General features: G+C 71.4%; 18 protein-coding genes. 7 read left to right on the top strand and 11 right to left on the bottom strand.

Annotation, left to right across the window (positions count from 1 at the left end):
• The first annotated feature begins 4 nt into the window (after positions 1–4).
• The 3 genes from AB0M99_RS20775 (at position 5) to AB0M99_RS20765 (ending at position 4,774) form a co-directional block, all read left to right on the top strand.
• On the top strand, positions 5–1,450 hold the full coding sequence (locus tag AB0M99_RS20775) for a maltokinase (protein ID WP_365922415.1): 1,446 nt from the start codon (positions 5–7) through the stop codon (positions 1,448–1,450).
• Complete coding sequence (gene glgB / locus AB0M99_RS20770; RefSeq protein ID WP_365922413.1) at positions 1,447–3,747, top strand: 1,4-alpha-glucan branching enzyme; 2,301 nt, start codon at positions 1,447–1,449, stop codon at positions 3,745–3,747. Before AB0M99_RS20775 ends, glgB begins: the two co-directional genes overlap by 4 nt.
• Positions 3,748–4,150: 403 nt before the next feature.
• Positions 4,151–4,774 carry a helix-turn-helix domain-containing protein gene (locus AB0M99_RS20765; RefSeq protein ID WP_365922479.1) on the top strand — a complete coding sequence of 208 codons (624 nt, stop codon included), beginning with the start codon at positions 4,151–4,153 and terminating at the stop codon, positions 4,772–4,774.
• Between the two features lie 181 nt (positions 4,775–4,955).
• Here AB0M99_RS20765 and AB0M99_RS20760 read toward each other — a convergent pair whose 3' ends face one another.
• Positions 4,956–5,981 carry an ATP-dependent 6-phosphofructokinase gene (locus tag AB0M99_RS20760; protein WP_365922411.1) on the bottom strand — a complete coding sequence of 342 codons (1,026 nt, stop codon included), beginning with the start codon at positions 5,979–5,981 and terminating at the stop codon, positions 4,956–4,958.
• A gap of 272 nt (positions 5,982–6,253) precedes the next feature.
• Between AB0M99_RS20760 and pta the strand changes: the two genes are divergently transcribed.
• The 3 genes from pta (at position 6,254) to pyk (ending at position 11,078) form a co-directional block, all read left to right on the top strand.
• Positions 6,254–8,338: a phosphate acetyltransferase gene (pta, locus tag AB0M99_RS20755; protein ID WP_365922409.1), complete on the top strand. Its 2,085-nt coding sequence runs from the start codon at positions 6,254–6,256 to the stop codon at positions 8,336–8,338.
• 44 nt (positions 8,339–8,382) lie between these two features.
• Positions 8,383–9,597, top strand: a complete 1,215-nt coding sequence (locus AB0M99_RS20750; protein ID WP_365922407.1) for an acetate kinase — start codon at positions 8,383–8,385, stop codon at positions 9,595–9,597.
• A 62-nt stretch (positions 9,598–9,659) separates the two neighbouring features.
• A complete protein-coding gene (gene pyk, locus AB0M99_RS20745; RefSeq protein ID WP_365922405.1) occupies positions 9,660–11,078 on the top strand; it encodes a pyruvate kinase in 1,419 nt (472 codons plus the stop codon).
• A 76-nt stretch (positions 11,079–11,154) separates the two neighbouring features.
• Here pyk and AB0M99_RS20740 read toward each other — a convergent pair whose 3' ends face one another.
• The 7 genes from AB0M99_RS20740 to AB0M99_RS20710 form a co-directional block, all read right to left on the bottom strand.
• A complete protein-coding gene (locus AB0M99_RS20740) occupies positions 11,155–11,388 on the bottom strand; it encodes a hypothetical protein (RefSeq protein ID WP_365922403.1) in 234 nt (77 codons plus the stop codon).
• Positions 11,388–15,260, bottom strand: a complete 3,873-nt coding sequence (locus AB0M99_RS20735) for a hypothetical protein (protein WP_365922401.1) — start codon at positions 15,258–15,260, stop codon at positions 11,388–11,390. Before AB0M99_RS20735 ends, AB0M99_RS20740 begins: the two co-directional genes overlap by 1 nt.
• A 20-nt stretch (positions 15,261–15,280) precedes the next feature.
• Positions 15,281–16,162 (bottom strand): VCBS repeat-containing protein, encoded by an 882-nt coding sequence (locus AB0M99_RS20730; protein ID WP_365922400.1) that lies wholly within the window; start codon positions 16,160–16,162, stop codon positions 15,281–15,283.
• A 228-nt stretch (positions 16,163–16,390) separates the two neighbouring features.
• Positions 16,391–17,701: a hypothetical protein gene (locus AB0M99_RS20725; RefSeq protein ID WP_365922398.1), complete on the bottom strand. Its 1,311-nt coding sequence runs from the start codon at positions 17,699–17,701 to the stop codon at positions 16,391–16,393.
• The gene (locus tag AB0M99_RS20720) at positions 17,691–18,248 is read right to left on the bottom strand and encodes a DUF6114 domain-containing protein (protein ID WP_365922396.1); all 558 of its coding nucleotides are present in this window, start codon (positions 18,246–18,248) and stop codon (positions 17,691–17,693) included. The genes AB0M99_RS20725 and AB0M99_RS20720 overlap by 11 nt, the downstream gene beginning before the upstream one ends.
• A gap of 114 nt (positions 18,249–18,362) precedes the next feature.
• The gene (locus tag AB0M99_RS20715) at positions 18,363–19,013 is read right to left on the bottom strand and encodes a DUF6230 family protein (protein WP_365922394.1); all 651 of its coding nucleotides are present in this window, start codon (positions 19,011–19,013) and stop codon (positions 18,363–18,365) included.
• A gap of 607 nt (positions 19,014–19,620) precedes the next feature.
• Entirely contained in the window at positions 19,621–20,619 is a 999-nt protein-coding gene (locus AB0M99_RS20710) for a tetratricopeptide repeat protein (protein ID WP_365922393.1), read from the bottom strand.
• Positions 20,620–20,849: 230 nt separating this feature from the next.
• Here AB0M99_RS20710 and AB0M99_RS20705 point away from each other — a divergent pair, with 230 nt between their 5' ends.
• Positions 20,850–21,491 (top strand): TetR/AcrR family transcriptional regulator, encoded by a 642-nt coding sequence (locus AB0M99_RS20705; RefSeq protein ID WP_365922391.1) that lies wholly within the window; start codon positions 20,850–20,852, stop codon positions 21,489–21,491.
• A gap of 114 nt (positions 21,492–21,605) precedes the next feature.
• Here AB0M99_RS20705 and AB0M99_RS20700 read toward each other — a convergent pair whose 3' ends face one another.
• The 3 genes from AB0M99_RS20700 to AB0M99_RS20690 form a co-directional block, all read right to left on the bottom strand.
• Positions 21,606–23,306, bottom strand: coding sequence for a methylmalonyl-CoA mutase family protein (locus AB0M99_RS20700; protein ID WP_365922389.1), 1,701 nt, complete (start codon positions 23,304–23,306; stop codon positions 21,606–21,608).
• Positions 23,307–23,400: 94 nt separating this feature from the next.
• The gene (locus tag AB0M99_RS20695) at positions 23,401–23,730 is read right to left on the bottom strand and encodes a DUF3817 domain-containing protein (RefSeq protein ID WP_365922387.1); all 330 of its coding nucleotides are present in this window, start codon (positions 23,728–23,730) and stop codon (positions 23,401–23,403) included.
• Between the two features lie 57 nt (positions 23,731–23,787).
• Positions 23,788–24,297 (bottom strand): MarR family transcriptional regulator, encoded by a 510-nt coding sequence (locus tag AB0M99_RS20690; protein ID WP_365922385.1) that lies wholly within the window; start codon positions 24,295–24,297, stop codon positions 23,788–23,790.
• Positions 24,298–24,408: the final 111 nt, after the last annotated feature.

The following is a 24,408-nucleotide window of genomic DNA, read 5'->3' as shown; positions in this document are numbered from 1 at the left end:
CGCCATGTCGGAGGCTGCATCCGCCCGGAGCCGGCTGACGGCCGACCGGGAAACCGGGATCGGCCCGCTCGAACCCATGCTGCGGGCCTGGCTGCCCGCGCAGCGCTGGTTCGCGGGCAAGGGCCGCACCATCACGGCGATCCGGGCCGTCTCGGCGGCGGAGCTGCTGCCGCCGGGATCCGATCCCGGTCTGCTGCACCTCCTCCTCGACGTGGACGGGGACTGCTACCAACTGCTCCTGGGCGTCCGCGCGTCCCTGCCGCCGGCGCTCGCCCCCGCGCTGATCGGCCACGCCGAGGACGGCCCGTACGCCGGCAAGGCCGTGTACGAGGGGATGGGCGACCCCAGGCTGGCGACCCTGCTGCTGGAGCGGCTGCGCTCCCCCGGCGCCCTCGGCCCGCTCTGCTTCGACCGGGACCCGGCGGCGCCCGTCCCGGCCGGCCTGACCCCCCGGCCGCTGTCCGCGGAGCAGACCAACTCCTCGCTGATCTACGGGGACTCGTACATCCTGAAGGTGTTCCGCCGGGTCGGCCCCGGGGTCAACCCGGACCTGGAGCTGCCCCGCGCCCTGGCCGCCGCCGGCTGCACGCGGGTGCCCGCTCCGGTCGCCTGGTACGAGGCCCGGCCGGCGGGCGGAGAACCGTTGACCCTGGGCGTGCTCCAGCCCTACCTGCGCGGCTCCGACGACGGCTGGCAGCTCGCGCTGCGCCGGCTCGGCGCCGGGGCCGACTTCACCGCCGAGGCCCACGCGCTCGGCCGCGCCACCGCCGAGGTGCACAGCGCGCTCGCCGCCGCCCTGCCCACCCTGGCGCTCGGCCCCGAGCAGACCGCCCGGCTCGCCGCCGGGATGACCGCGCGGCTCGCCGCCACCGCCCGCGAGGTGCCGGCCCTGCGCCCCTACGAGGCGGGCCTGCGCGGGGCCTTCGACGCGCTGGCCGCCTCCCGCGGGGCCGGGGTCCCCGCCCAGCGGATCCACGGCGACCTGCACCTGGGCCAGACCCTGCGCACCGCCGACGGCAGTTGGGCGCTGATCGACTTCGAGGGCGAACCGGCCCGGCCGCTGGCCGACCGGCGCCGCCCCGAACCGGCCGTGCGCGACATCGCCGGGATACTGCGCTCCTTCGACTACGCCGCCCGCTCGCACCGCCCCTTCGCCCCCGCCTGGGCGGACGCCTGCCGGGCCGCGTTCTGCGAGGGCTACGCCCGCACCACCGGGCGCGACCCGCGCGAGGACCCCGTACTGCTGCGCGCGTACGAGACCGACAAGGCGGTGTACGAGGCCCGCTACGAGTCCCGGCACCGCCCCGACTGGCTGCACGTCCCGATGGCCGCGATCCGGCGGCTGTCGGAGCCCCAGCGCCCCGCCCACCGGGTGCCGCCGACCCCGCCCGCCCCCGGCTCCATCTCCCCGCACCCCCATCAGAAGCCCCCGAGGAGGCCGCTCGCGTGAGCGCCGCACGACAGCCGTCACCGCCCGTCCGCGAGGAAGCCGCCCCCAAGGGCGCCGCCCAGGCCGAGACCGCCGCCAGAAAGCCGCGCACCCCGCGGGCCCGCCGTACGACCCCTCCCCACGGGGTCCGGCCCGCGCCCGCGCTCGGCGGGGAGGAGCGGGCCCGGCTGCTGGAGGGCCGCCACCACGACCCCCATGCGGTGCTGGGTGCCCGTACCCAGCGGGGCGGGGTGTCCTTCCGCGTGCTGCGCCCGTACGCCAAGGCGGTCACCATCGTCGCCAAGGGGCTGCGGGCCGAGCTCTTCGACGACGGCGACGGGCTGTTCTCCGGGCTGCTGCCGCTGACCGGGGTGCCGGACTACCGGCTGCTGGTTGAGTACGACAGCGACGAGATCGAGGTGCACGACCCCTACCGCTTCCTGCCCGCGCTGGGCGAGCTGGACCTGCACCTGATCGGCGAGGGACGGCACGAGGAGCTGTGGACGGCGCTGGGCGCCGAGCCGATGGAGCACCAGGGCGTGGCGGGCACCCGGTTCACGGTGTGGGCGCCCAACGCCCAGGGGGTCCGGGTCACCGGGGACTTCTCGTACTGGGACTCCGTCGCCTGTCCGATGCGCTCGCTCGGCTCCACCGGGGTGTGGGAGCTGTTCCTGCCCGGGGTCGGCGAGGGCGCCCTGTACAAGTACGACATCACGCGCCCGGACGGCTCGCACACCCTGCGCGCCGACCCGATGGCCCGGCACGCGGAGGTCCCGCCGGCCAACGCCTCCGTGGTGGTCGCCTCGCACTACGTGTGGCAGGACGCGCAGTGGATGGCGACCCGGGGCACCCGGCCGGCCCACCAGGCCCCGTTCTCGGTGTACGAGCTGCACCTGGCCTCCTGGCGGCCCGGCCTCTCGTACCGGCAGCTGGCCGAGCAGCTGCCCGCGTACGTGCAGGAGCTCGGCTTCACGCACGTGGAGCTGATGCCGGTCGCGGAGCACCCCTTCGGCGGCTCCTGGGGCTACCAGGTCACCGGCTTCTACGCGCCCACCTCGCGGATGGGCGGCCCGGACGACTTCCGCTTCCTGGTCGACGCGCTGCACCGGGCCGGCATCGGGGTGATCGTCGACTGGGTGCCGGCGCACTTCCCGCGCGACGACTGGGCGCTGGCCGAGTTCGACGGGCGGCCGCTGTACGAGCACCAGGACCCGCAGCGGGCGGCGCACCCGGACTGGGGGACGCTGGAGTTCGACTACGGCCGCAAGGAGGTGCGCAACTTCCTCGTCGCCAACGCGGTGTACTGGTGCCAGGAGTTCCACATCGACGGGCTGCGCGTGGACGCGGTGGCCTCGATGCTCTACCTCGACTACTCGCGCGGCGAGGGGCAGTGGACGCCGAACAAGCACGGCGGGCGGGAGAACCTGGACGCGGTGGCGCTGCTCCAGGAGATGAACGCGACGGTCTACCGGCGCTGCCCGGGCGTGGTGACGATCGCCGAGGAGTCCACCGCGTGGGACGGCGTGACCCGGCCGACGGACGGCGGGGGGCTCGGCTTCGGCCTGAAGTGGAACATGGGGTGGATGCACGACACCCTGCGGTACGCGTCGAAGGAGTCGGTGCACCGCAAGTACCACCACCACGACATGACCTTCGGGATGGTCTACGCGTTCAGCGAGAACTACGTCCTGCCGATCTCGCACGACGAGGTGGTGCACGGCAAGGGTTCGCTGGTCTCGAAGATGCCCGGGGACTGGTGGCAGCAGCGGGCCGCGCACCGCGCCTACCTGGGGTTCATGTGGGCCCATCCGGGCAAGCAACTGCTGTTCATGGGGCAGGAGTTCGCGCAGGGGTCGGAGTGGTCCGAGACGTACGGGCCCGACTGGTGGCTGCTGGACTCCTCGTACGCGGCGGCCGGCGACCACCGGGGGGTGCGCACCCTGGTGCGCGACCTGAACCGCACGTACACGGCGGCGCCCGCGCTGTGGGAGCGGGACAGCGTCCCGGAGGGCTTCGCGTGGGTGGAGGCGGACGCGGCCGAGGACAACGTCCTCGCGTTCCTGCGGTACGCGCAGGACGGCTCGCAGCTGCTGGCCGTCTCGAACTTCTCGCCGGTGGTCCGGCACGGGTACCGGATCGGGGTCCCGGAGGAGGTGCCGCAGTGGCGGGAGGTGCTCAACACCGACCACGAGGCGTACGGCGGGAGCGGCGTGCACCACGCCCGGCCGCTGCGGCCCGAGCCGGTGCCCGCGCAGGGCCGGCCGGCCAGCCTGCGCATGACGCTCCCGCCGCTGGCGACGGTCTGGCTCAGGCCGTGACGCCGGCGGCCTCCTCCAGCTCCTGAAGCAGCTTGCGCCGGGGCAGGAGGAGGCAGGGGCCCTCGCCACCCCCGTCTGCGAGGGCCCCGTAAGGGATCACGTGCCGGCCGCGGGGCCGGTTCAGGGGGGTCCGTGAAGGGATCGTGTGGGGATCGCGCGCGGGGGTATCGCTGCGGATGGCCGGAACCGTACGCTGACTGTGGATCTTTCGGGGATCCGATTACCGGACAGTCTCAGGGAAAACGGACCAAAGCCCTTAACTCCATAGGACGTTCCTACGAGTTATGGGCTTGTTTGATTGGTCTGTAGTCGCCACGCCTCGGCCACTCCTACGGTGTGCCGTGTGCACTCCAGCCCACCTTTCAATGCCCCCGCCGCGCGTCGTCTGCGCGCGGCCCTGGGCATGGCTCCCGGTCATGTCGCCTATGGCCTGCGCGCCCAGTACGGACTGATCGTCGACCCCGAGACGGTGATGGCCTGGGAGCGGGGCGAGGTCTCCCCCACGTCGGCCGAGCTCACCGCGCTCGCCGGCGTGCTGTGGTGCTCGCCCGGCGAGCTGCTCGCCGAACCGGTCACCCTGCGGGAGCACCGGATGGCGAGGGGGCTGGCCGCGGAGGAGCTGGCCCGGCGGGTCGGCCTGGAGGCCAACTCGTACCAGAAGATGGAGGACACCGGGCGCTGGAAGGGCAACGAGCGGCAGTCCGTCGCCCTCGCCTCGGCGCTGGGGCTGACCCTGGCCCAGTTCGTGACGGCCACGGGCAAGCAGGAGGAGCTGGCCGAGGTGCTGCGCAGTGCGGTCACCACGCGCTGGCAGGCGTACGTGAAGCCGCTGAGCAAGCTGCTGCCGATACCCAGGCAGAACCTGGAACACGTACTGGAGCAGCTGCACGACGACTACCAGTCGAGGATGGTGGCGACCCTGAGCTGGGGCGGTGCCTCGGGCGAGGCGGGGACGGGCGATGCGGGGCGGGAGTTCCTCGCCGGCATCGTGGACCACTTCTGGTACCTCGCCGGCGGTGCGTCTTAGGACACATCTCCCGCTCGGCGGGCATACGGCAGACGGCCCCGGCGCGTCCACGCAGGGACGCGCCGGGGCCGTTCGGCCGCGGAAGTCGGGACGGAGGTCCCGGCCGGACGGACCTAGGTCATGCCGCCGGAGCCGGAGCCGGAGCCCGAGCCGGAGTCGGAGACCCGTACGCGGCGGAGCCTCAGAAGACGGACTCGGCCTCGTACATACGGGCCTCGGTGACCGTCTTGAGCTCGGTGACGGCCTCCGCCAGCGGGGCCATCACGATGTCGGTGCCGCGCAGGGCGGTCATGTTGCCGAAGTCGCCGCGGTGCACGGCCTCGACGGCGTGCCAGCCGAAGCGGGTCGCGAGCACGCGGTCGTACGCGGTGGGGGTGCCGCCGCGCTGGACGTGGCCGAGGATGACCGGGCGGGCCTCCTTGCCCAGGCGCCGCTCCAGCTCGACCGCGAGGCGGTTGCCGATGCCGGCGAAGCGCTCGTGGCCGTACTGGTCGATGGCGCCCTTCTCGTACGGCATCGAGCCCTCGGCCGGGTGCGCACCCTCGGCGACGCAGATGACGGCGAACTTCTTGCCGCGGGCGAACCGCTCCTCGACCATCTTGACCAGGGCGTCCACCTCGAAGGGGCGCTCCGGCAGGCAGATCCCGTGGGCGCCGCCGGCCATGCCCGACTCCAGCGCGATCCAGCCCGCGTGACGGCCCATGACCTCGACGACCATCACGCGCTGGTGCGATTCGGCCGTGGTCTTCAGGCGGTCGATGGCCTCGGTGGCCACCATGACGGCGGTGTCGAAGCCGAAGGTGCGGTCGGTGGAGGAGATGTCGTTGTCGATCGTCTTCGGTACGCCGACCACGGGCATCCCGGCGTCCGACAGCATCCGGGCGGCGGTCAGGGTGCCCTCGCCGCCGATCGGGATCAGGGCGTCGATCTCGTAGCGCCTGGCCAATTCGGCAGCGTTCTCGGCCGCTTCGTGCAGGCGGGCGCGCTCCATGCGGGCTGAACCCAGAATCGTGCCGCCGCGGGCGAGAATGCCACTGACGGCATTGATGTCGAGGGGGCGGTAATTGCCGTCCAGGAGGCCCTTGAAGCCGTCCTCGAAACCGATGACCTCGTCCCCGTGCCCGACCAGGGCGCGGTGTACGACCGACCGGATGACAGCGTTGAGGCCCGGGCAGTCGCCGCCTGCGGTGAGAACTCCGATACGCATCGTGCTGTGTCTCCTGCTCCTGGTCGTACCTGGCCGTTCGCGTGCGGGCGGACGGCCGTACATATGAAGGGCGTATTAGTGAAGCGTGTCCGATTGTTCCACGGGCCGGGGGTACCGCGCGCTCTGTGGCCATCGGCCGCCACGACCCCCACCAGGCCCTTCGACCTGCCCGGACGGGCCCTTTTCCTGGCGGGCGCCCTATCGACCCGCAGAGGTATTGTCAAGGGGTCAAGCCCATACCAAACAGTACAAACCATGGACGGAGAGCACGCGTGACGCGCAGCGTGTACGTGACCGGCATCGAGCGGGGGGACGGCCGACAGGTCGTCGAGCTGGGGATCATGGAACTCCTGACCCGGCAGACAGGCCGGGTCGGTGTGTACCGGCCCCTGCTGCACGACGGTCCCGACCGGCTCTTCGACCTCCTGAAGGCCCGCTACCGCATCGACCAGGACGCCGCCACGGCGTACGGCATGGAGTACCAGGAGGCCTCGGCCGTCCTGGCCGAGAAGGGCACCGACGAGCTGGTCTCCCGGCTCGTCGACCGCTACCACCGGGTGGCCCGCGACTACGAGGTCATGCTGGTCCTCGGCACCGACTACGCCGATACGAACCTGCCCGACGAGCTCGCGCTGAACGCCCGCCTGGCCAACGAACTGGGGGCCGTCGTGGTGCCCGTGGTCGGCGGCACCAAGCACCTGGCCGAGGCCGTGCGCGCCGAGGCCCGCAACGCCTACCGGGCGTACGAGAGCCTGGGCTGCCACGTCGTCGCGATGGTCGTCAACCGGGTGGCCGCCGAGGACCGCGACCTGATAGCCGAGCGCCTGACCGCCCGGCTGCCGGTGCCCTGCTACGTACTGCCGGACGACAAGTCGCTGTCCGCCCCGACCGTCGCCCAGATCACCCGGGCGCTCGGCGGCGAGGTGCTCCTCGGCGACGAGGCCGGGCTGGCGCGCGACGCGCTGGACTTCGTCTTCGGCGGCGCCATGCTGCCGAACTTCCTGGGCGCCCTGACCCCCGGCTGCCTGGTCGTCACCCCCGGGGACCGCTCCGACCTGGTCGTCGGCGCGCTCGCCGCGCACACCTCCGGCACCCCGCCGATCGCCGGTGTGCTGCTGACCCTGAACGAGCGCCCGAGCAAGGACATCCTGGCGCTGGCCTCGAAGCTCGCGCCCGGCACGCCGGTCGTCTCGGTGGCCGGCAACAGCTTCCCGACCGCCGCCGAACTCTTCTCGCTGCAGAGCCGGTTGAACTCGGCCACCCCGCGCAAGCTGGAGACCGCGCTCGGCCTGTTCGAGCGGCACGTGGACACCGCCGAGCTGCGCGACCTGCTGTCGGTGGCCCGCTCCGAGCGCGTGACCCCGATGATGTTCGAGCACGAGCTGCTGGAGCGGGCCCGCTCCGAGCGCCGCCGGGTGGTCCTGCCCGAGGGCGCCGAGGAGCGCGTGCTGCGCGCGGCGGACGTGGTGCTGCGCCGCCGGGTCTGCGACCTGACGCTGCTCGGCGAGGAGCAGGCGATCCTGAAGAAGGCCGCCGACCTCGGCGTCGACATCTCGGGCGCCCAGCTCATCGACCCGGCGACCTCCCCGCTGCGGGAACGTTTCGCCGAGTACTACGCGAAGGCCCGCGCCCACAAGGGCATGACCGTCGAGCTGGCCAACGACGTGGTCACCGACGTCAACTACTTCGGCACGCTGATGGTCCAGGAGGGCCTCGCCGACGGCATGGTCTCCGGCTCGGTGCACTCCACCGCCGCCACCATCCGCCCCGCCTTCGAGATCATCAAGACCAAGCCCGACGCCTCGATCGTCTCCTCGGTCTTCTTCATGTGCCTGGCCGACCAGGTCCTCGTCTACGGGGACTGCGCGGTCAACCCGGACCCCGACGCCGAGCAGCTCGCCGACATCGCCATCCAGTCGGCGGCCACTGCGGCCGCCTTCGGCGTCGAGCCGCGGATCGCGATGCTCTCGTACTCGACCGGCACCTCCGGCACCGGCGCGGACGTGGACAAGGTCCGCAAGGCGACCGAGATCGTCCGCGAGCAGCGCCCCGACCTGGCCGTCGAGGGCCCGATCCAGTACGACGCCGCCGTGGAGCCCTCGGTCGCCGCGACCAAGCTGCCCGGGTCCGACGTGGCCGGCCGCGCCACGGTGCTGATCTTCCCCGACCTCAACACCGGCAACAACACGTACAAGGCCGTACAGCGCTCGGCGGGCGCCGTCGCGGTCGGCCCGGTGCTCCAGGGTCTGCGCAAGCCGGTCAACGACCTCTCGCGCGGTGCGCTGGTGCAGGACATCGTCACCACCGTGGCGATCACCGCGATCCAGGCGCAGGGCGCACCGGCGCCCACCGCCTGAACCCCCCACCACCCCGACCGACTGCGAACAGGAAAGACCCCATCGTGACCGCATCTCGCGTACTCGTCCTCAACTCCGGCTCCTCGTCGGTGAAGTACCAGCTCCTCGACATGGCGGACCGGTCCCGCCTCGCCGTCGGCCTGGTGGAGCGGATCGGCGAGGAGACGTCCCGGCTCGTGCACGAGCCGCTGATCGGGGCCGGCGCGGCCGGCGGCAAGCGGGAGCGGCTCGGCCCGATCGCCGACCACGAGGCCGCGCTGAAGGCGGTGGCGGCCGAGCTCGCCGCGGACGGGATGGGCCTGGACTCGCCCGAACTGGCCGCCGTGGGCCACCGGGTGGTGCACGGCGGGACCCGGTTCACCGAGCCGACCGTCATCGACGACGAGGTGCTGGCGGAGATCCGGAACCTGATCCCGCTGGCTCCGCTGCACAACCCGGCGAACGTGACGGGCATCGAGGTGGCGCGCTCGCTGCGCCCGGACATCCCGCAGGTCGCCGTCTTCGACACTGCGTTCCACTCCACGATGCCGGAGTACGCGGCCCGGTACGCGATCGACGCCGCGACCGCCGACAAGTACTCCATCCGGCGGTACGGCTTCCACGGCACCTCCCACGCGTACGTCTCGCGGGCGACCGCCGGGCTGCTCGGCAAGAGCCCCGAGGAGGTCAACGTGATCGTGCTGCACCTGGGCAACGGAGCCTCCGCGTCGGCGGTCCGGGGCGGGGTGTGCGTGGAGACGTCGATGGGCCTGACCCCGCTGGAGGGGCTGGTCATGGGTACCCGTTCGGGCGATCTCGATCCGGCGGTCATCTTCCACCTGGCCCGGGTGGGCGGCCTCTCGGTGGATGAGATCGATTCGCTCCTGAACAAGAAGAGCGGTCTGCTGGGCATGTGCGGCGACAACGACATGCGCGAGGTGCTGCGGCGCGCGGGCGAGGGCGACGAGGCGGCGAGCCTCGCCTTCGCCGCGTACGTGCACCGTCTGAAGAAGTACATCGGGGCCTACTCGGCGGTCCTCGGCCGGGTGGACGCGGTGGCGTTCACGGCCGGGGTCGGCGAGAACGCCCACCAGGTCCGCGAGGCCGCGCTGGACGGCCTGGCCGAGCTGGGGCTCGCCCTGGACCTGGAGGCCAATGCCGTGCGCTCCCCCGAGCCGCGGCTGGTCTCGGCGGAATACGCCCGGGTGGCCGTGGCCGTGGTCCCGACCGATGAGGAACTGGAGATCGCCGCGCAGACGTACGAATTGGTTACCGGCTAGTCACTTTGGACTTTCCACCAGACGGAATATTCCGCTACGAAACAAACCGATAGGATCGCTCCATGCGCCGTTCCAAAATCGTCTGCACGCTGGGCCCCGCCGTCGACTCGTATGAGCAGCTGAAAGCACTCATCGAGGCAGGTATGAACGTGGCCCGATTCAACTTCAGCCACGGATCCCAGGCAGAACACCAGGAGCGGTACGACCGCGTCCGGCAGGTCTCCGCGGATACCGGGCGCGCCGTCGGCGTCCTCGCCGACCTCCAGGGCCCGAAGATCCGTCTGGAGACCTTCGCCGAGGGTCCCGTCGAGCTGGTGCGCGGTGACGAGTTCACCATCACCACCGAGGACGTCCCGGGTGACAAGTCCATCTGCGGCACCACCTACAAGGGCCTGCCGGGTGACGTCGCCAAGGGCGACCAGATCCTGATCAACGACGGCAACGTCGAGCTCCAGGTGACCGCGGTCGAGGGCCCCCGGGTCAAGACCATCGTCATCGAGGGCGGTGTCATCTCGGACCACAAGGGCATCAACCTGCCGGGTGCCGCCGTCAACGTCCCCGCCCTGTCGGAGAAGGACGTCGACGACCTGCGCTTCGCCCTGCGGATGGGCTGCGACATGGTCGCCCTGTCCTTCGTGCGCGACGCCAACGACGTCAACGACGTCCACAAGGTCATGGACGAGGAGGGCCGCCGGGTCCCCGTCATCGCCAAGGTCGAGAAGCCGCAGGCCGTCGCCAACATGGAGGCCGTCGTCGACGCCTTCGACGCGGTCATGGTGGCCCGTGGCGACCTGGCCGTCGAGTACCCGCTCGAAAAGGTCCCGATGGTCCAGAAGCGGCTCATCGAGATGTGCCGGCGCAACGCCAAGCCGGTGATCGTCGCGACCCAGATGATGGAGTCGATGATCACCAACTCCCGCCCGACCCGCGCGGAGGCGTCCGACGTCGCCAACGCCATCCTCGACGGCGCGGACGCCGTCATGCTGTCGGCCGAGTCCTCGGTGGGCGCGTACCCGATCGAGACCGTCAAGACGATGTCGAAGATCGTCGCGGCGGCCGAGGAGGAGCTCCTCGCCAAGGGCCTCCAGCCGCTGGTCCCGGGCAAGAAGCCCCGCACCCAGGGCGGCTCCGTCGCCCGCGCGGCCTGCGAGATCGCCGACTTCCTCGACGCGAAGTCGCTCGTCGCCTTCACCCAGTCCGGTGACACCGCCCGCCGGCTGTCGCGCTACCGCGCGTCCCAGCCGATCCTGGCCTTCACCACCGACACCGGCACCCGCAACCAGCTCACCCTGAGCTGGGGCGTCGAGTCCTACGTCGTCCCGCACGTGGACAACACCGACGCGATGGTCGACCTCGTGGACGCGGAGCTGCTCAAGCTCAAGCGCTACAACCAGGGCGACACCATGATCATCACCGCCGGCTCGCCCCCCGGCGTCCCGGGCACGACCAACATGGTCCGCGTCCACCACCTGGGCGGCTGACCGACTCTGCCGCACAGAGGCCGAGGGCGGCACCCCGATCGGAATCGGGGTGCCGCCCTCGGCGCTTTTCATGCGGTCACTCGCCGCCGGGGTCGATCTCCCGGCCGGTGGAGTCCCAGACCCTCATGGAGCCGTCGCCCTCCTGGGTCAGGATCAGGACGCCGCCCGTCAGCTGGACCGAGCTCGGTGTCTCGGACTCGGCGAATTCGACGTCGATCCAGTCGCCCGGAGCGATGACGCGTTCACCACCGATGATCTCGAAGTGGACCGTCAGCGGTTCGTGCCGGTCGGCGTAGAAGCGGGTTCTCATCACACCTCGTCCCAGTGCTGGAGCAGCCAGTCCATCAGATCCGCCCGGGGGCCGGCGCTCTTGTTGCCCTTGGGATGCGTGACCGGGTGGTACGGACGGAGCCTGTTGACCTCGGCGTACCCGTCGCGCACATCGGTGATCTCCGACTTGCTGAACGTCTTCTTCACCTCGGCGAGGTGCTTGAGGTTCATCATCTCGTACGCGCCGTCGGCATTGACCGGCCCCTTGCCCGTGGTGTTCTCCCAGAGCATCTCGCCGAACTGCTTGTTGCTCAGCCCCCTCTTCGCTCCGACGTCCAGGGCCTTCTTCATCGCTATGCCGGCGAGTTCGGAGACCTTCAACCCCGAGGTGACGCTCTTGATGGCGGCGGCTGAAGCGCCCAACGACGCCATCTCCGCCTCGAACGCCGCCAGGGCGCGTCCGGCCCTGATCGCGGCACGCATCCCGACCACGGCCTTGCAGAGCAGACCGAGGATCCCCGGGACCGCGAACTCCGCGGCGACCCAGGCGCAGCTCGACAGCTGGAGGTCCCAGAAGCAGCCCTTGATGTCGTCGAGGAGCGCGTGGATGATCCCCTTGATGGCCGCCTCGGCGAGGTCCCGGCCCGCGATGTGCTCGACCTTGTCGTGCGTGACGTCGATCGGCACCTGCGTGATGTATTCGGAGGAGATGTTGCCGATGCAGTCGCCGAGCGACACGTCCGGCAGGTCGCACACCAGCAGCAGGTAGACCACCGTGCCGGTGATGTGGTGGCGGAAGGTGATGTCGCAGCCGCCGGTGCCCACGCAGTCGGTGATCGGCTCCGGCTGGTCCTTGAGGCTGGCGACCCAGACGACTCCCTCGCCCGTGACGCCCTGGCCCGAGTCCGAGACGGCCGCGCTCTTGGCCTGCTTCTCCTCCGCCTTCCAGCTCTCGGATTCCTTGGCGATCACCTGGGCCTGGTCGGCGGCCTCCTGGGCGCGGGACGCGGCCGCCTCGGCGGTGGTCGCGTCCTTCTCCGCCTGCGTGGCGACCGTGCGGGCGGCGCCCGCGTCGGCCTCGGCACCGGCGGCGGCGGTACGGGCGGACGCCGCGTCCCGCTCCGCGTCGGTGGCGGCCGAGTCCGCCGCGTTCGCGTACCCGTCGGCCGTGGTGGCCGCCGACTGGGCGGCCGCCGCGTCCGCGGTCGCCTGCTCGTGGTACGCGACCGTCTTGGCCTCGGAGGCCTGCGCGGCCTTCGCCGAGGCCGCGGCCTGGCTCGCCGACGCCTGGGCCGCCGCGGCCGACTTGGCCGCCTTCGCCGCCCAGTCCGCCGCCGAAGCGGCCGCTTCCGCCGCGATCTTCGCGTCCGCGTCGGCCTGCGCCGCCAGCGCCTTGGCCTCGGCCGCGGCCTTGGCGGCCTGGTCGGACTTGGCCTGGGCCACGGCCGCCTGGCGCTCGGCGGCGGTCTTGGCCGCCTGCCCGGTGAGTACGGCCAGGCCCGCCGAGGCGTCGGTCTCCTTGTACGGGGAGCCCATCTCGATGGCGTCGTTCGCCGGCTTGATGACCTGCGCCGCCGAGTCGCGGGCGGCGGCTGCCGCCTGCGCGGTGGAGTAGGCGAACCCGGCCGTGCGGATCGACTCGGCGCCCGCGGCGTTGGCCTCGGTGCGCGCCACACTCGCGTCGGCCTTCGCCTTGAGCGCGTTGGCCTTGGCCGTGTCGGCCAGCGCCTTGGCGGTGACCGCGTTCCAGCTCGCCTGCCACGAGGCGTCGATCGCCTCGGCGGCGGCCGCGTGCGCCTTGGTGACCGCTGCGCCGGTGATGGCCACGTCGGCCTTCGCCTGGTCCGCGGCCGACTGGGCCCGCTTCGCCGCGCCTTCGGCCCGGGTGGCCGCGGCGCGCGCGTTGGACGCGGCCGTGGTGGCCGTGTTCGCCGCCGCGCGGGCGGCGGTGGCCGCGCTCGTGGCGTCGTTGGCCTCGGACCGGGCCCTGGTTGCGGCGGCGCGCGAGGCCCCCGCTGCCGAGCTGCCCTCGTCCGCGGCGGCCTGGGACTCCAGGGCGGCCGCCTGTGCGTTGAGCGCGTCGCGCCGGGTCTCGGCGTCGAGGGCGTCGTCGCGTGCGGCGACCGCGTCCTGCTCGGCCTTGAGCGCGGCGTCCTTCTGCTCGCCGGCCGTCCGGCCCGCGGCCTGGGCGCCCGTGAGCTTCTCGGCCGCTATCGCGCGCTGGTTCTGCGCGGTGGACTCGGCGGCGGCCGCCTTGTTGCGCTCGGACTCCGCCAGGTCCTTCTGGGACTTGGCGTAGTCGCGCTCGGCCTCGGCCTGCTGGCGCTTGGCCTTGGCGTCGGCCGCCGCGTTCTTCGCGGCGGTCTCGGCCTCGGCGGCCTTCGTCTGGGCCGCCTTGGCCTTCGCCGCGTTCTCGGCCGCCTTCACCGCCTGGGCGGCGGCTCCTTCGGCGGCCGCCTTGGCCTGGGCCTCGGCCTCCTGCGCGGCCTTGCGGCGGAACTCCGCCTTCGAGGCGTGGGCCTGGGTCATCGCCAGCGAGTTCAGCGTCTTGCTGTCGGCGGCCGAGGCGCGGGTGGCGTTCAGCGCCGTCTCGGTCGCCTTGGCCGCGGCCTGGGCGGCCGCGGCGGAGGCCTTGGTGATCTGCGCCGCCTGCTGCCCGTAGAGCAGTCCGCGGCCGCGGGGCAGGCCCGCCTGGTCCGCGATCTGGTACGCCGCCGTCTGCGCGGAGCTGACGGTGGCGGCCTGCGCCTGCGCGTCCTGGGCCGCGCGCGAGGCGACGTACAGCCGCCCGGTGGCGCGTGCCTTGGCCTGCTCGATCCAGGTCCGGGCCTTGGTGAACTCGGACGCGGCGGGGCGTCCGCTGCCGGCCGGGACCTTCAGGAAGTGCGCTTCCCAGTCCGCGAGGCGGCTGGCGATCATCGACTGGCCCAGGGCCTCGGCCATCGCCTGAGCGGCGATCTGGAGGTCCTTCGACGCGGCCTGCTCGGCACCGAGGATGGTGTCGCGCTGGGTGCGCTGGCCGGCGATCTCGTTCTGCCACTCCTGCGAGGCCACGGCGACCTCGGCGGTCAGCACCTGGTGCGGGTCGACCGGGTTGGTGGTGGCGCAGGAGGCGAAGCGGGCCTTCAGGTTCTCGACGTCGACCCGGAACTCCATGGTGTCCGGTGCGGGGGCCGAGGTCGGGAAGCCGCCGTTCTCCAGGAACATGCGCGCGTCGTCCGCGTACATGGGATGCATGTGCTGCATGTCCCATTCCCACGCCCTGCGGTCCTCATAGGACCCGTCGGGGTAGTAGCGGGCGTTGGCGATGGCCGTGACGGCGTCGGCGGACTCCTTGCTGGCCACCGGGTGCGGATCCACGTAGTGGTCGCTCTCGCCGGTCCAGAAGCGGTCGGCGATCCAGCCGGCGAAGCCCGTCTCGTTGAAGATGGTGGGGTTCGGCGGCCACTGGAATCCCGTGTACGTGTAACCGGGCGGGGTGTCGAGCATGTAGAGCGAGGCCTGCCAGGCCTTGTTGCGCTCCTCCATCTCGGCGAACTTCGCGTTGGCGGCCTCGTGGTCCTTGTCGTACGCGACCGCCAGCGGGGTCTGGTCCCAGTAGTTCGGCGCGGCGGCGGCGAGCAGCTGCGCCTCCGTGCCGTTCAGCCCGGCCCGGGCGACGGCCTTCATCTCGGCGCCGCCCTTGCGCAGGACGTTGCCGAGGAGGCACTGCGCGTCGCGGACCTTCTCGGCGGCGTCGAGGTCCAGCTCGGAGGCCCCGGCGGGGCGGGCGGTGCTCAGGGGGTCGGCGGGCGGCTGGATGCCGCTGCTGGTGAAGGTGACGGCCGCGGCCGTGGCCACGGCGGTGGTGACGAGGAATCGCGTCCAGGCGCCGGTACGACGGCGTCCGGGCGGCGGTGCGTTCTTGCGCATACCGGAATCAGCCGTTCTGTTCAGAAGAGGACATCGAAGGCGGCCCAGCCGGAGGTGCCGATCTGCACCCGGGGGGCGAACGGGGCGGCGGCGTTGCCGGTGCCCTTGAACAGCCACAGCGCGCCCGCGGTGTCGGCCCCGATCAGGTCGGTCTTGCCGTCGCCGTCGGTGTCGCCCGCGGAGGCGAGCGTCTTGTACCCCTGCCAGCCCGGGCCCACGGTGTACTTCGTGCCGACCACGGCGTCCGCCGTGACCGAGCCCGTGCCGGAGTAGATGACGAGCGTGCCGTCGGTGTAGCGGGCGAGGATGTCGGCCTTGCCGTCACCCGTGTAGTCGCCGCGGCCCACGAGCGTCATGCCGCCCCAGCCGGTGCCGATCCTGACCCGGGCCGCGAGGGTGCCGTCGGGCTTGCCCTGGTACAGCCAGAGGTTGCCGGAGGCGTCCCGGGCGGCCAGGTCGACCTCGGCCGAACCGCCCATGTTGCCGACGGAGAAGATCAGGTTGTAGATGTCCCAGCCGCCGCCGATGAGCTTGGTGTCGTTGCCGTGCTCGGCGGTGTAGAACAGGTTGTTGTTCATCCGGTGGTACAGGTCGTTGCCCCTGCCGCCCTCCGAGATGTTGGCCTGCACGAGCGCGGTCGAGTCGCCGAACCCGCCGCCCAGGTCGTAGCCGGCCTTGAGGCCGCCGCTGCCGTTCGCCTCGTACGCGCGGAGCTTGCCGTTGCTGGCGTAGCGGGCGAGCAGCGGGAACGTCTTCAGGGGCGCGGTGGCCGCCGTGTTCTCGGTGCGGTCGGTCCACAGCGGCGGCGCGGCTCCGGACACCCCCACCGCGACGGCGGCCAGCACCAGGCCGACCGCGCCGATCACCACCCGGCGCACCGAGCGGTTCATTGTTTGCAGCATGAAAGAGCTGGTCCTTAAGGAGTTTCGAGCGCAGGCATGCCAAGGGCACGCCGAAGTACTCGACCTTCCCCCCGTGGACAGCCGCGCGCCGCGTCCATGACAGCGACGTGATCACGCTAGTCCAGACCTCAACTCCTGTGAAGAACTTATAAGTTGCCTGTACATCACAATGCCGACGGCCCGTCCCCCACACAGGGGGGACGGGCCGTGGAGAACGCGCGGGAGCTGCTAGCCCTCCGGCGGGCCGATGTAGTTCTTGAGGCCCGGAACGGTGAGGGTGCCGCCGAACTGGCCGGCCTGAACGACCTTGACGTTCGTGAAGAACGCAAAGGGTACGTTCAGCGGCGGCGGGCTGTTCGGGGTGAACTCGATCGGGATCAGGCCGAAGAGGTTGCCCTTGAGACTCTCGGTGTACATCGTCACCGTGCCGCCGCGGATCTTGGACGTGGAGCCCGGACGGGACTTCAGGTGGGCGACCTTCCCCTCCTTGCCGACCGTCTGGTACAGGTCCTTGATGTCGAGCGAGTCCGCCGTGAACTTCAGGACCTTCTTGGTCTTGCCGCCCGCCGTCTTCACCTCGACGATGCCCGCGTAGTCCAGGCCGTAGAGGGTCAGCAGCGAACTGTCGAGGTACCAGGGCTCGTCCGGCAGGAGCGGGATTCCCTGCTCCATTTCGGCATCGGCCAGCGCCTTGGCGTCGTAGGTCGGGCAGGGGAAGGGTTCCTTCCCGTCCGCGTCCTTCGAGGCCCCGGGCGAGGGCTTGGTGTCCTCGGCCTCGTCGTCCGCCTCCTCGTCCGCCTCGTCCTTCGCGGTCTTGCCCGTCTCGTCCTTGGGGGTCGCGACGGTGCCCTTGACCTCCTCGGACAGCTCCGAGACCTCGACGCCGGCCTTGCGGGCCGCCTCGCGGATCGCGTCCGCCGAGGGGTCCGGGGTGGGCGTGGCGGCAGGCTGGGACGGGGTCGCGGGCGTCGGGTTGTCCGCCGCCTTCGCTCCCGTGAGGGGCTTGCCGAGCTCGTCGAAGAAGCCCTTGATCTTGTCGCCGACACCCAGCGGGTCCAGCGGGTTCACGCTCTTGGACGCCGACGGCGCAACGGGAGCGGCCGGGGCCGCCTGCTTCGCCGCCGGCTGTTCCGCGGGCTTCTCCGGCTCCTTCTCCGGCTCCTTCTCCGCCGGCTTCCCCGCCGACGGGGTCACGCCCGGCGAGGGGGTCGCGGTGGGCGACTTGCTCGCCGACGGCGTCTTCGAAGGGGACTTCGAGGGCGACGGCGTGGGGGAGGCCGACTCCGCGGGCTCGTCGGACCGCGTCACGCACGGCCCGGGCGCGAAGGGGATCTCCTTGTCGTCGGCCATGGCGAGCTTCGGCGCCATGCCCATCCCGACGAAGACCGCCGTCGGCATGGCCGCCAGTGCCATCGTCTTGCCGACGGGTATCTGGATCTTGGTCAGCAGCGACTTCCTGGGCGCCGCGTGCCGCGGGCCCCTTCTCTCACGGGACTCTGCGCCTGGGGCCACACCCCGCTGCGTCTCGTCACCCCGCACTGTTCCTCCCGCCATCGGCGTGGGCAGTCGTCTCGCTCGCGTATGCCGTTTCCGTCTCACGGGGGCCCGGAATGCCCTGGGAGCCCGCCATCGCCTCGGCCTTGTCCGGCCCGCCCGCCTGCACGGCCTCGTCCGCCGGCTTGCCGGGGACCCACGCGAGGGCGAGGGCGCCGCCGACCATGGCCAGGCTGAAGCCCATGAAGAAGCCGCCGAGGTTGGACATCGGCAGGGACACCAGCGCCAGCAGGATCGCGGCGACGCCGGCAAAAACCCTTGCGCCGCGCTGGAACCACAGGACCAGGCCCAGCGTTACCAGTAGGACGCCGATGATCAGCGAGCCGGAGCCCGCCGTCGTGGCCATGGCGAAGGTGACGTTGCCCAACCGGAGGTCCGCGTACGGGAAGTACATGATCGGGAGACCACCGAGGAGCGTGAACAGCCCGGCCCAGAAGGGACGGCGACCGCTCCAGGCGTGGACGTAGTAGTACACCACGGTGAGAAAGGCGTCATCTTCGGCGCGCACGTAGACCGGGGCCTGGGGGTTCATGGACAACAGCTCCCTGGAAACGGTGGTACGGAGAACTCTGTGGAGCCCGGACGGGCGGGCGGCGGTGACGGCTGCCGTCGCCGGCCGCCCGTCCGGTCAAGCACCGGGACTGCGTCAGTCCTTGACGTCCTGGTAGCACGGCTGGTCGCCGCCCAGGAGACGGAGCTTGAGGTTGGGCAGCTTGAAGGTGCCCGCCGTCGTCGCCCACGCCTTCTGCTTGACGTTGGTGAGGATGGCCTTCTTGGCGCGCTGCGAGAACATCGCGCCGTTGGACACCGTGCCGGCCTGCGGCTTGGTGGTGCCGTCCTTGCCGAGTTCGCCCACGGCGACACCGATGTCGAGGTCCCTGAACTCCGCGTCGGCATCGAGCTCGGCAACATCCAGGTAGATGTTGTCCGCGATCGCCGGCGAGCCCTTGTGACCGGTACGCAGCTGCAGCGTGATGTTGCCGAGCGGAGTCGGCGTCACCAGGGACTGGCACATGTTGGTGATCTCGGCGTGGCTGAACCCGGAGATGGTGACCGGGTGGTACACGTCACCGGAGCCGTGGAGGTCCTTGCCCTTGGTGACGCTGCCGTACTGGATCAGGTTGTCACCGTCGAGCTTCTCGGCGCTGACCTTGAAGTCCTGGCCGGAGACGCTGAAGGACGCCGCGAGGGCACCCTGCGCCAGACCCACACCGACCGCGGCCGTGGCCGCGATGCTCGGCACCATGACGAGCGCGAAGCGCTTCCATCTGGTCCCGCCACGAACCTGAGAACTCATTTCGTTCCTCCTTCTCGGACGTACATCTCCGGTCCGGGCCGTGCCCGTCCTGGGATGGGAGAAGTGCTACGTCCTCGGGAAGGAGCGCAAGCGGCCGAGCCGCGGCCTGGCCGCGTCCGGTACACCGGCGATCACCCCCGAGCGACAACCACTTGGCCACGCGTTCGCGCAACCTGGAGGACAGGCCCCACCGTGCGGCGGAGACCCCCCTGTCCCACGGTCGGTGCCACTGCCACCGGCCGGCTCGGTGGGGACCCTCCACCGCGGCTCCGGATGAGCGGCTCTGCGGGAAGGACCGAGCGTCGCCGATCGTGGTCCATTCCCGGCCGGGGCACAAGGGGGGTCGTTACTGGCGGGTAACGGCCAGATAACCTACGTACGGCCCACCGGTATCGGGCAGCAACACACGGTGTCACCAAGGGCCACGACAGATCGGCGGAAGAGTGAACACACCGGACAGTTCACGGGGTTCCATTTACTGCGAGTAACAGCGGCCGCAATTACCAAGTTTTGGTAAAGTGCGGCCGCTGTTTAGCTACGTGTCAACAAATCGCCGGCGGTCCACCGGCATTCGGCGACGCCTCCAGAGGCGCCCGCGGCAGCGCCCTCAGAAGAGCACCCGCGCCAGCGCCGTACGCGCCGCCGACACCCGGGGATCGTCCGCCCCGATGACCTCGAACAGCTCCAGCAGCCGCACCCGCACGGCGTCGCGGTCCTCACCGAACGTCACCCGTACGGTGTCCACCAGGCGCCCGAAGGCGTCCTCCACGTGGCCGCCGACCAGATCCAGGTCCGCCGCCGCGATCTGCGCCGCCGGGTCGCGCGGGTTCTCGGCCGCCTCGGCGCGCACCGTCTGCGGGTTCATGTCCCGTACGCGGACGAGGAGCTCGGCCTGGGCCAGGCCCATCTTGGCCTCGGTGTTGGCCGGGTCGTCCGCCAGCACGTTCTTGTACGCCTGCACCGCACCGCCCAGGTCACCGGCGTCCAGCGCGACGACGGCCGCCTCCAGCAGCGCGTCGTACGGGCCGGCCGGGGCCTCGGCCGCGGCGGTCGCGGCGGCCGGCGCCTCGGCGTTCGGGTCGACCTCGATGCCGATGATCCCGAAGCGCTCCTCCGCGACCTGGACCAGCTGGGCCAGCGTCGCGCGGATCTCCTGCTCGGGGGCCACGCCCTGGAACAGCGGCAGGACCTGGCCCGCGACCACGGCGAAGACGGCCGGGATGCCCTGGATGCCGAACTGCTGCATCAGCATCTGGTTGGCGTCGACGTCGACCTTGGCCAGCACGAGGCGGCCGTTGGCCTCGACGGTCAGGCGCTCCAGCAGCGGGCTGAGCTGCTTGCAGGGCTCGCACCACTCGGCCCAGAAGTCGAGGACGACCGGTACCTCAGCGGAGAGCTGGAGCACATCGCGTTCAAAACCGGCCTCGTCTACGTCGATGACGAGCGCGGACGGCGGCAGCGCGCCGGCGGAAGCGGGGGCGCCGCCCTGTGCGGCCTGCCGGGCCGCATCCGCGCGCGCCTGCTCGGCCTTCGCCTTGGCCTCGCCGGCCGCCTTCACCGCGGCAAGGTCTACGACGCCGCTCATGGACATGTTTCTGGGCTGCATGCGTACATCCTCCCCCGAGTGCGCGCGCCGATGAAAAAGATCGGCCGAATCGGGCCGGTCCCTCTTGGTCTTTGGCGCCGGGTCCCCACCTGGCGCCGGTAGCTTCGCGTGGTTGTCGCTCTTACGCTACGAGTCGTAGCGTAACTCCCCGGGCCCCCCGGCGCCCCGTGATCTGAACCACACCTTCGAGGGTCCCGGCGGTTCCACTACTGGCGGGTATGGTCTCGGCCATGCGCAACCCCAGCTCAGCCACCCACACCCCGCCAGGCGGCCGCACCGGCCGCCCGCGCAGCGCGGCCGCGGATGCCGCGATCCTCGCCGCGACGCGGGACGCGCTGGTGGAGCTGGGCTGGTCGAAGCTGACGATGGGCGACGTCTCGGCGCGGGCCGGGGTCGCGAAGACCACTCTCTACCGGCGCTGGGCGGGCAAGAGCGAGCTGGTCGTGGACGCGGTGGCAGAGCTCTTCGACGCCCTCGAACTGCCCGACCGGGGCTCCCTCGAAGCCGACATCGAGTACGTGGTCCTGCGCTTCGCGGAGCTGCTGCGGCGCCCGGAGGCCCGTACGGCCCTGATGGCGGTGGTCTCCGAGTCCACCCGGGACGAGGCCCTGCGCGACCGGATCCGGTCGGCGATCGTGGACCGGCAGAAACGTCTCGTCGTACTGGGCCGCGAGCGGGCGCAGGCGCGCGGCGAACTCCCGTACGAAGAGGACGAGTCCCTCGCGGACCGCACCACGGACCTGATCTTCGACGTGATCGCCGGCACGGTGGTCCACCGCGCCCTGGTGAGCTCGGAGCCGGTCGACGAGCTCTGGGTCACCACCTTCACGGCCCTCCTGATGCACGGCCTGCGCGGCCCGGCCCCGGCCTGAGGCCCGAGCCGCTCCGGCGGCGGGCACGCGAAGGCCGGCCGCGCCCGCCACCGTACGGAGGGGGCACGACCGGCCGTACCGCGCGGTGCGCGGCGGCGTCGGCGTCGGCGTCGGCTAGAAGCCCGGCGGCTCCGTGTAGACGCCCCACTCCTCGCGCAGGACGTTGCAGATCTCGCCCATCGTGGCCTCGGCGCGGACCGCGTCGAGCATGGCCGGGATCATGTTCGAGCCGTCGCGCGCGGCATCCAGCATCGCCGTCAGCCCCGCCTTGACCTTGGCCTCGTCGCGCCGGCCCTTGCGCTCCGCCAGTTCGCGGACCTGGACGCGCTCCACCTCGTGGCTGACCCGGAGGATCTCCAGGTCCCCGGTGACCGATCCGTGGTGGACGTTGACGCCGACGACGCGCTTGTCGCCCTTCTCCAGGGAGCGCTGGTACTGGAAGGCCGACTCGGCGATCTCCCCGGTGAACCAGCCGTCCTCGATGCCGCGCAGGATGCCCGAGGTGATCGGCCCGATCGGGTGCTGCCCGTTCGGGTGGGCGCGCAGTCCGCGCTCCTTGATCTGCTCGAAGATCTTCTCCGCGTCCGCCTCGATGCGGTCGGTGAGCTGCTCGACGTACCAGGAACCGCCCAGCGGGTCGGCCACATTGGCCACCCCGGTCTCCTCCATCAGCACCTGCTGCGTGCGCAGGGCGATCTCTGCGGCCTGCTCGCTCGGCAGGGCGAGGGTCTCGTCGAGGGCGTTGGTGTGCAGCGAGTTCGTGCCGCCGAGCACGGCCGCGAGGGCTTCCACCGCGGTGCGCACGACGTTGTTGTACGGCTGCTGCGCGGTCAGCGAGACCCCGGCGGTCTGGGTGTGGAAGCGCAGCCACATGGCCTTGTCCGTCTTGGCGCCGTACACCTCCTTCATCCAGCGGGCCCAGATCCGGCGGGCGGCGCGGAACTTGGCGATCTCCTCGAAGAAGTCGAGGTGCGCGTCGAAGAAGAAGGACAGGCCGGAGGCGAAGTGGTCCACGTCCAGGCCGCGGGAGAGGCCGAGTTCCACGTAGCCGAAGCCGTCGGCGAGCGTGTACGCGAGCTCCTGCGCGGCCGTGGCCCCGGCCTCGCGGATGTGGTAGCCGGAGACGGAGAGCGGCTTGTACGCAGGGATGCCGGCGGCGCAGTACTCCATGAGGTCGCCGATGAGGCGCAGGTGCGGCTCGGGTTCGAAGAGCCACTCCTTCTGGGCGATGTACTCCTTGAAGATGTCGGTCTGGAGCGTCCCGTTGAGGACGGCCGGGTCGACTCCCTGGCGCTCGGCGGCGACGAGGTACATGCAGAAGGCGGGCACGGCGGGCCCGGAGATGGTCATGGAGGTGGTGACGTCCCCGAGCGGGATGTCCTTGAACAGCACCTCCATGTCGGCGGCGGAGTCTATGGCGACCCCGCAGTGCCCGACCTCGCCGAGGGCGCGGGGGTCGTCGGAGTCCCGGCCCATGAGGGTGGGCATGTCGAAGGCGACGGAGAGCCCGCCGCCGCCGGCGGCCAGGATCATCTTGTAGCGCTCGTTGGTCTGCTCGGCGTTCCCGAACCCGGCGAACTGCCGGATGGTCCAGGTCCGCCCGCGGTACCCGGTGGGGTGCAGGCCGCGGGTGTAGGGGTACTCCCCCGGCCAGCCGATGCGCTCGAATCCCTCGTACGAGTCGCCGGGCCGGGGCCCGTAGACGGGGTCGACGGCATCGCCGGAGAGCGTGGTGAAATCGGCCTCGCGCTTGCGGGCCTTGTCATAACGGGCCTGCCAGCGGCGGCGGCCCTCCTCGATGGCGTCAGCGTCCATACCCACGAATTTACTAGGACGTCCTAGTAAATGTCGATGGGCAACCCCCGGAGAGTCACCCCGGGGGCGTGGGAATCGAGCGGGACGCGAGTCCTCAGGCCTTCGCGGCGGCGAGCCCGTCGGTCACGAGGGGCTCCACCTCGGCGCGGACCTTGCGCTCGACGAAGAAGGCGGCGAGCGGGATCGTGCCGGAGAGCATGATCCACAGCATCTTGCCGAACGGCCACTTCGCCTTGGAGCTCAGGTCGAAGGCGAAGACCACGTAGATCATGAAGAGCACGCCGTGCGCCTGCGACACGACGAAGGTCAGATCCGCACCCTTGTCGAAGCCGTACTTGAAGATCATGCAGGTGCAGAGCACCAGCAGCATGACGGCGGTGGCAAAGGCCATCACCCGGTAGCGGGTCAGCACGCTCTTTTTCATGCCGTCGAGCCTAGCCGTCCGAATTGCGCGATCTCGACGGGGGCGGCGTGATCCCCGCTACGCCTCTTCGAAGTCCTCGGCGGCGACCCGCAGCGGCCGCAGCAGCGCGAAGATCTCCGCGCACTCCTCGGCGTCGTACGCACCCAGGCCGAAGTCGATCGCCATCAGGTCCCGCGTCGCCGCCTCGACGACCTCGCGGCCCTTGTCCGTGATGGAGGCGAGGGTGCCGCGGCCGTCGTTCGGGTTCGGGCGCTTGGCGACGAGGCCCGACCTGACCAGCCGGTCCACCGTGTTCGTCACCGACGTCGGGTGGACCATCAGCCGCTCGCCGATCTTCGACATCGGCAGCTCCCCGGCCTTGGAGAAGGTCAGCAGCACCAGCGCCTCGTACCGCGCGAAGGTCAGCCCGTACGGCTTGACCACGGCGTCGACCTCGCCGAGCAGGATCTGCTGCGCCCGCATGATCGAGGTGATGGCGGCCATCGAGGGCACCGGGCCCCAGCGCTGCTGCCAGAGTTCGTGGGCGCGAGCGATGGGGTCGAAGGGGAGGCTGAGCGGCTTCGGCACGGCACAGACCCTACCGGTCGGTCATTTGACGGCGGGCCCCGTCTCACCCCTCGGCCGCCGCGCGGCCGCGTGCGGGCTGGCGGGGCAGTCGGCCCGGGAACGCGTTCGGAC

The organism is Streptomyces sp. NPDC051183 (assembly GCF_040682455.1).
In the GTDB taxonomy this organism is placed as follows: Bacteria; Actinomycetota; Actinomycetes; order Streptomycetales; family Streptomycetaceae; genus Streptomyces.
This window is presented reverse-complemented; position numbering and strand designations above follow the sequence as displayed.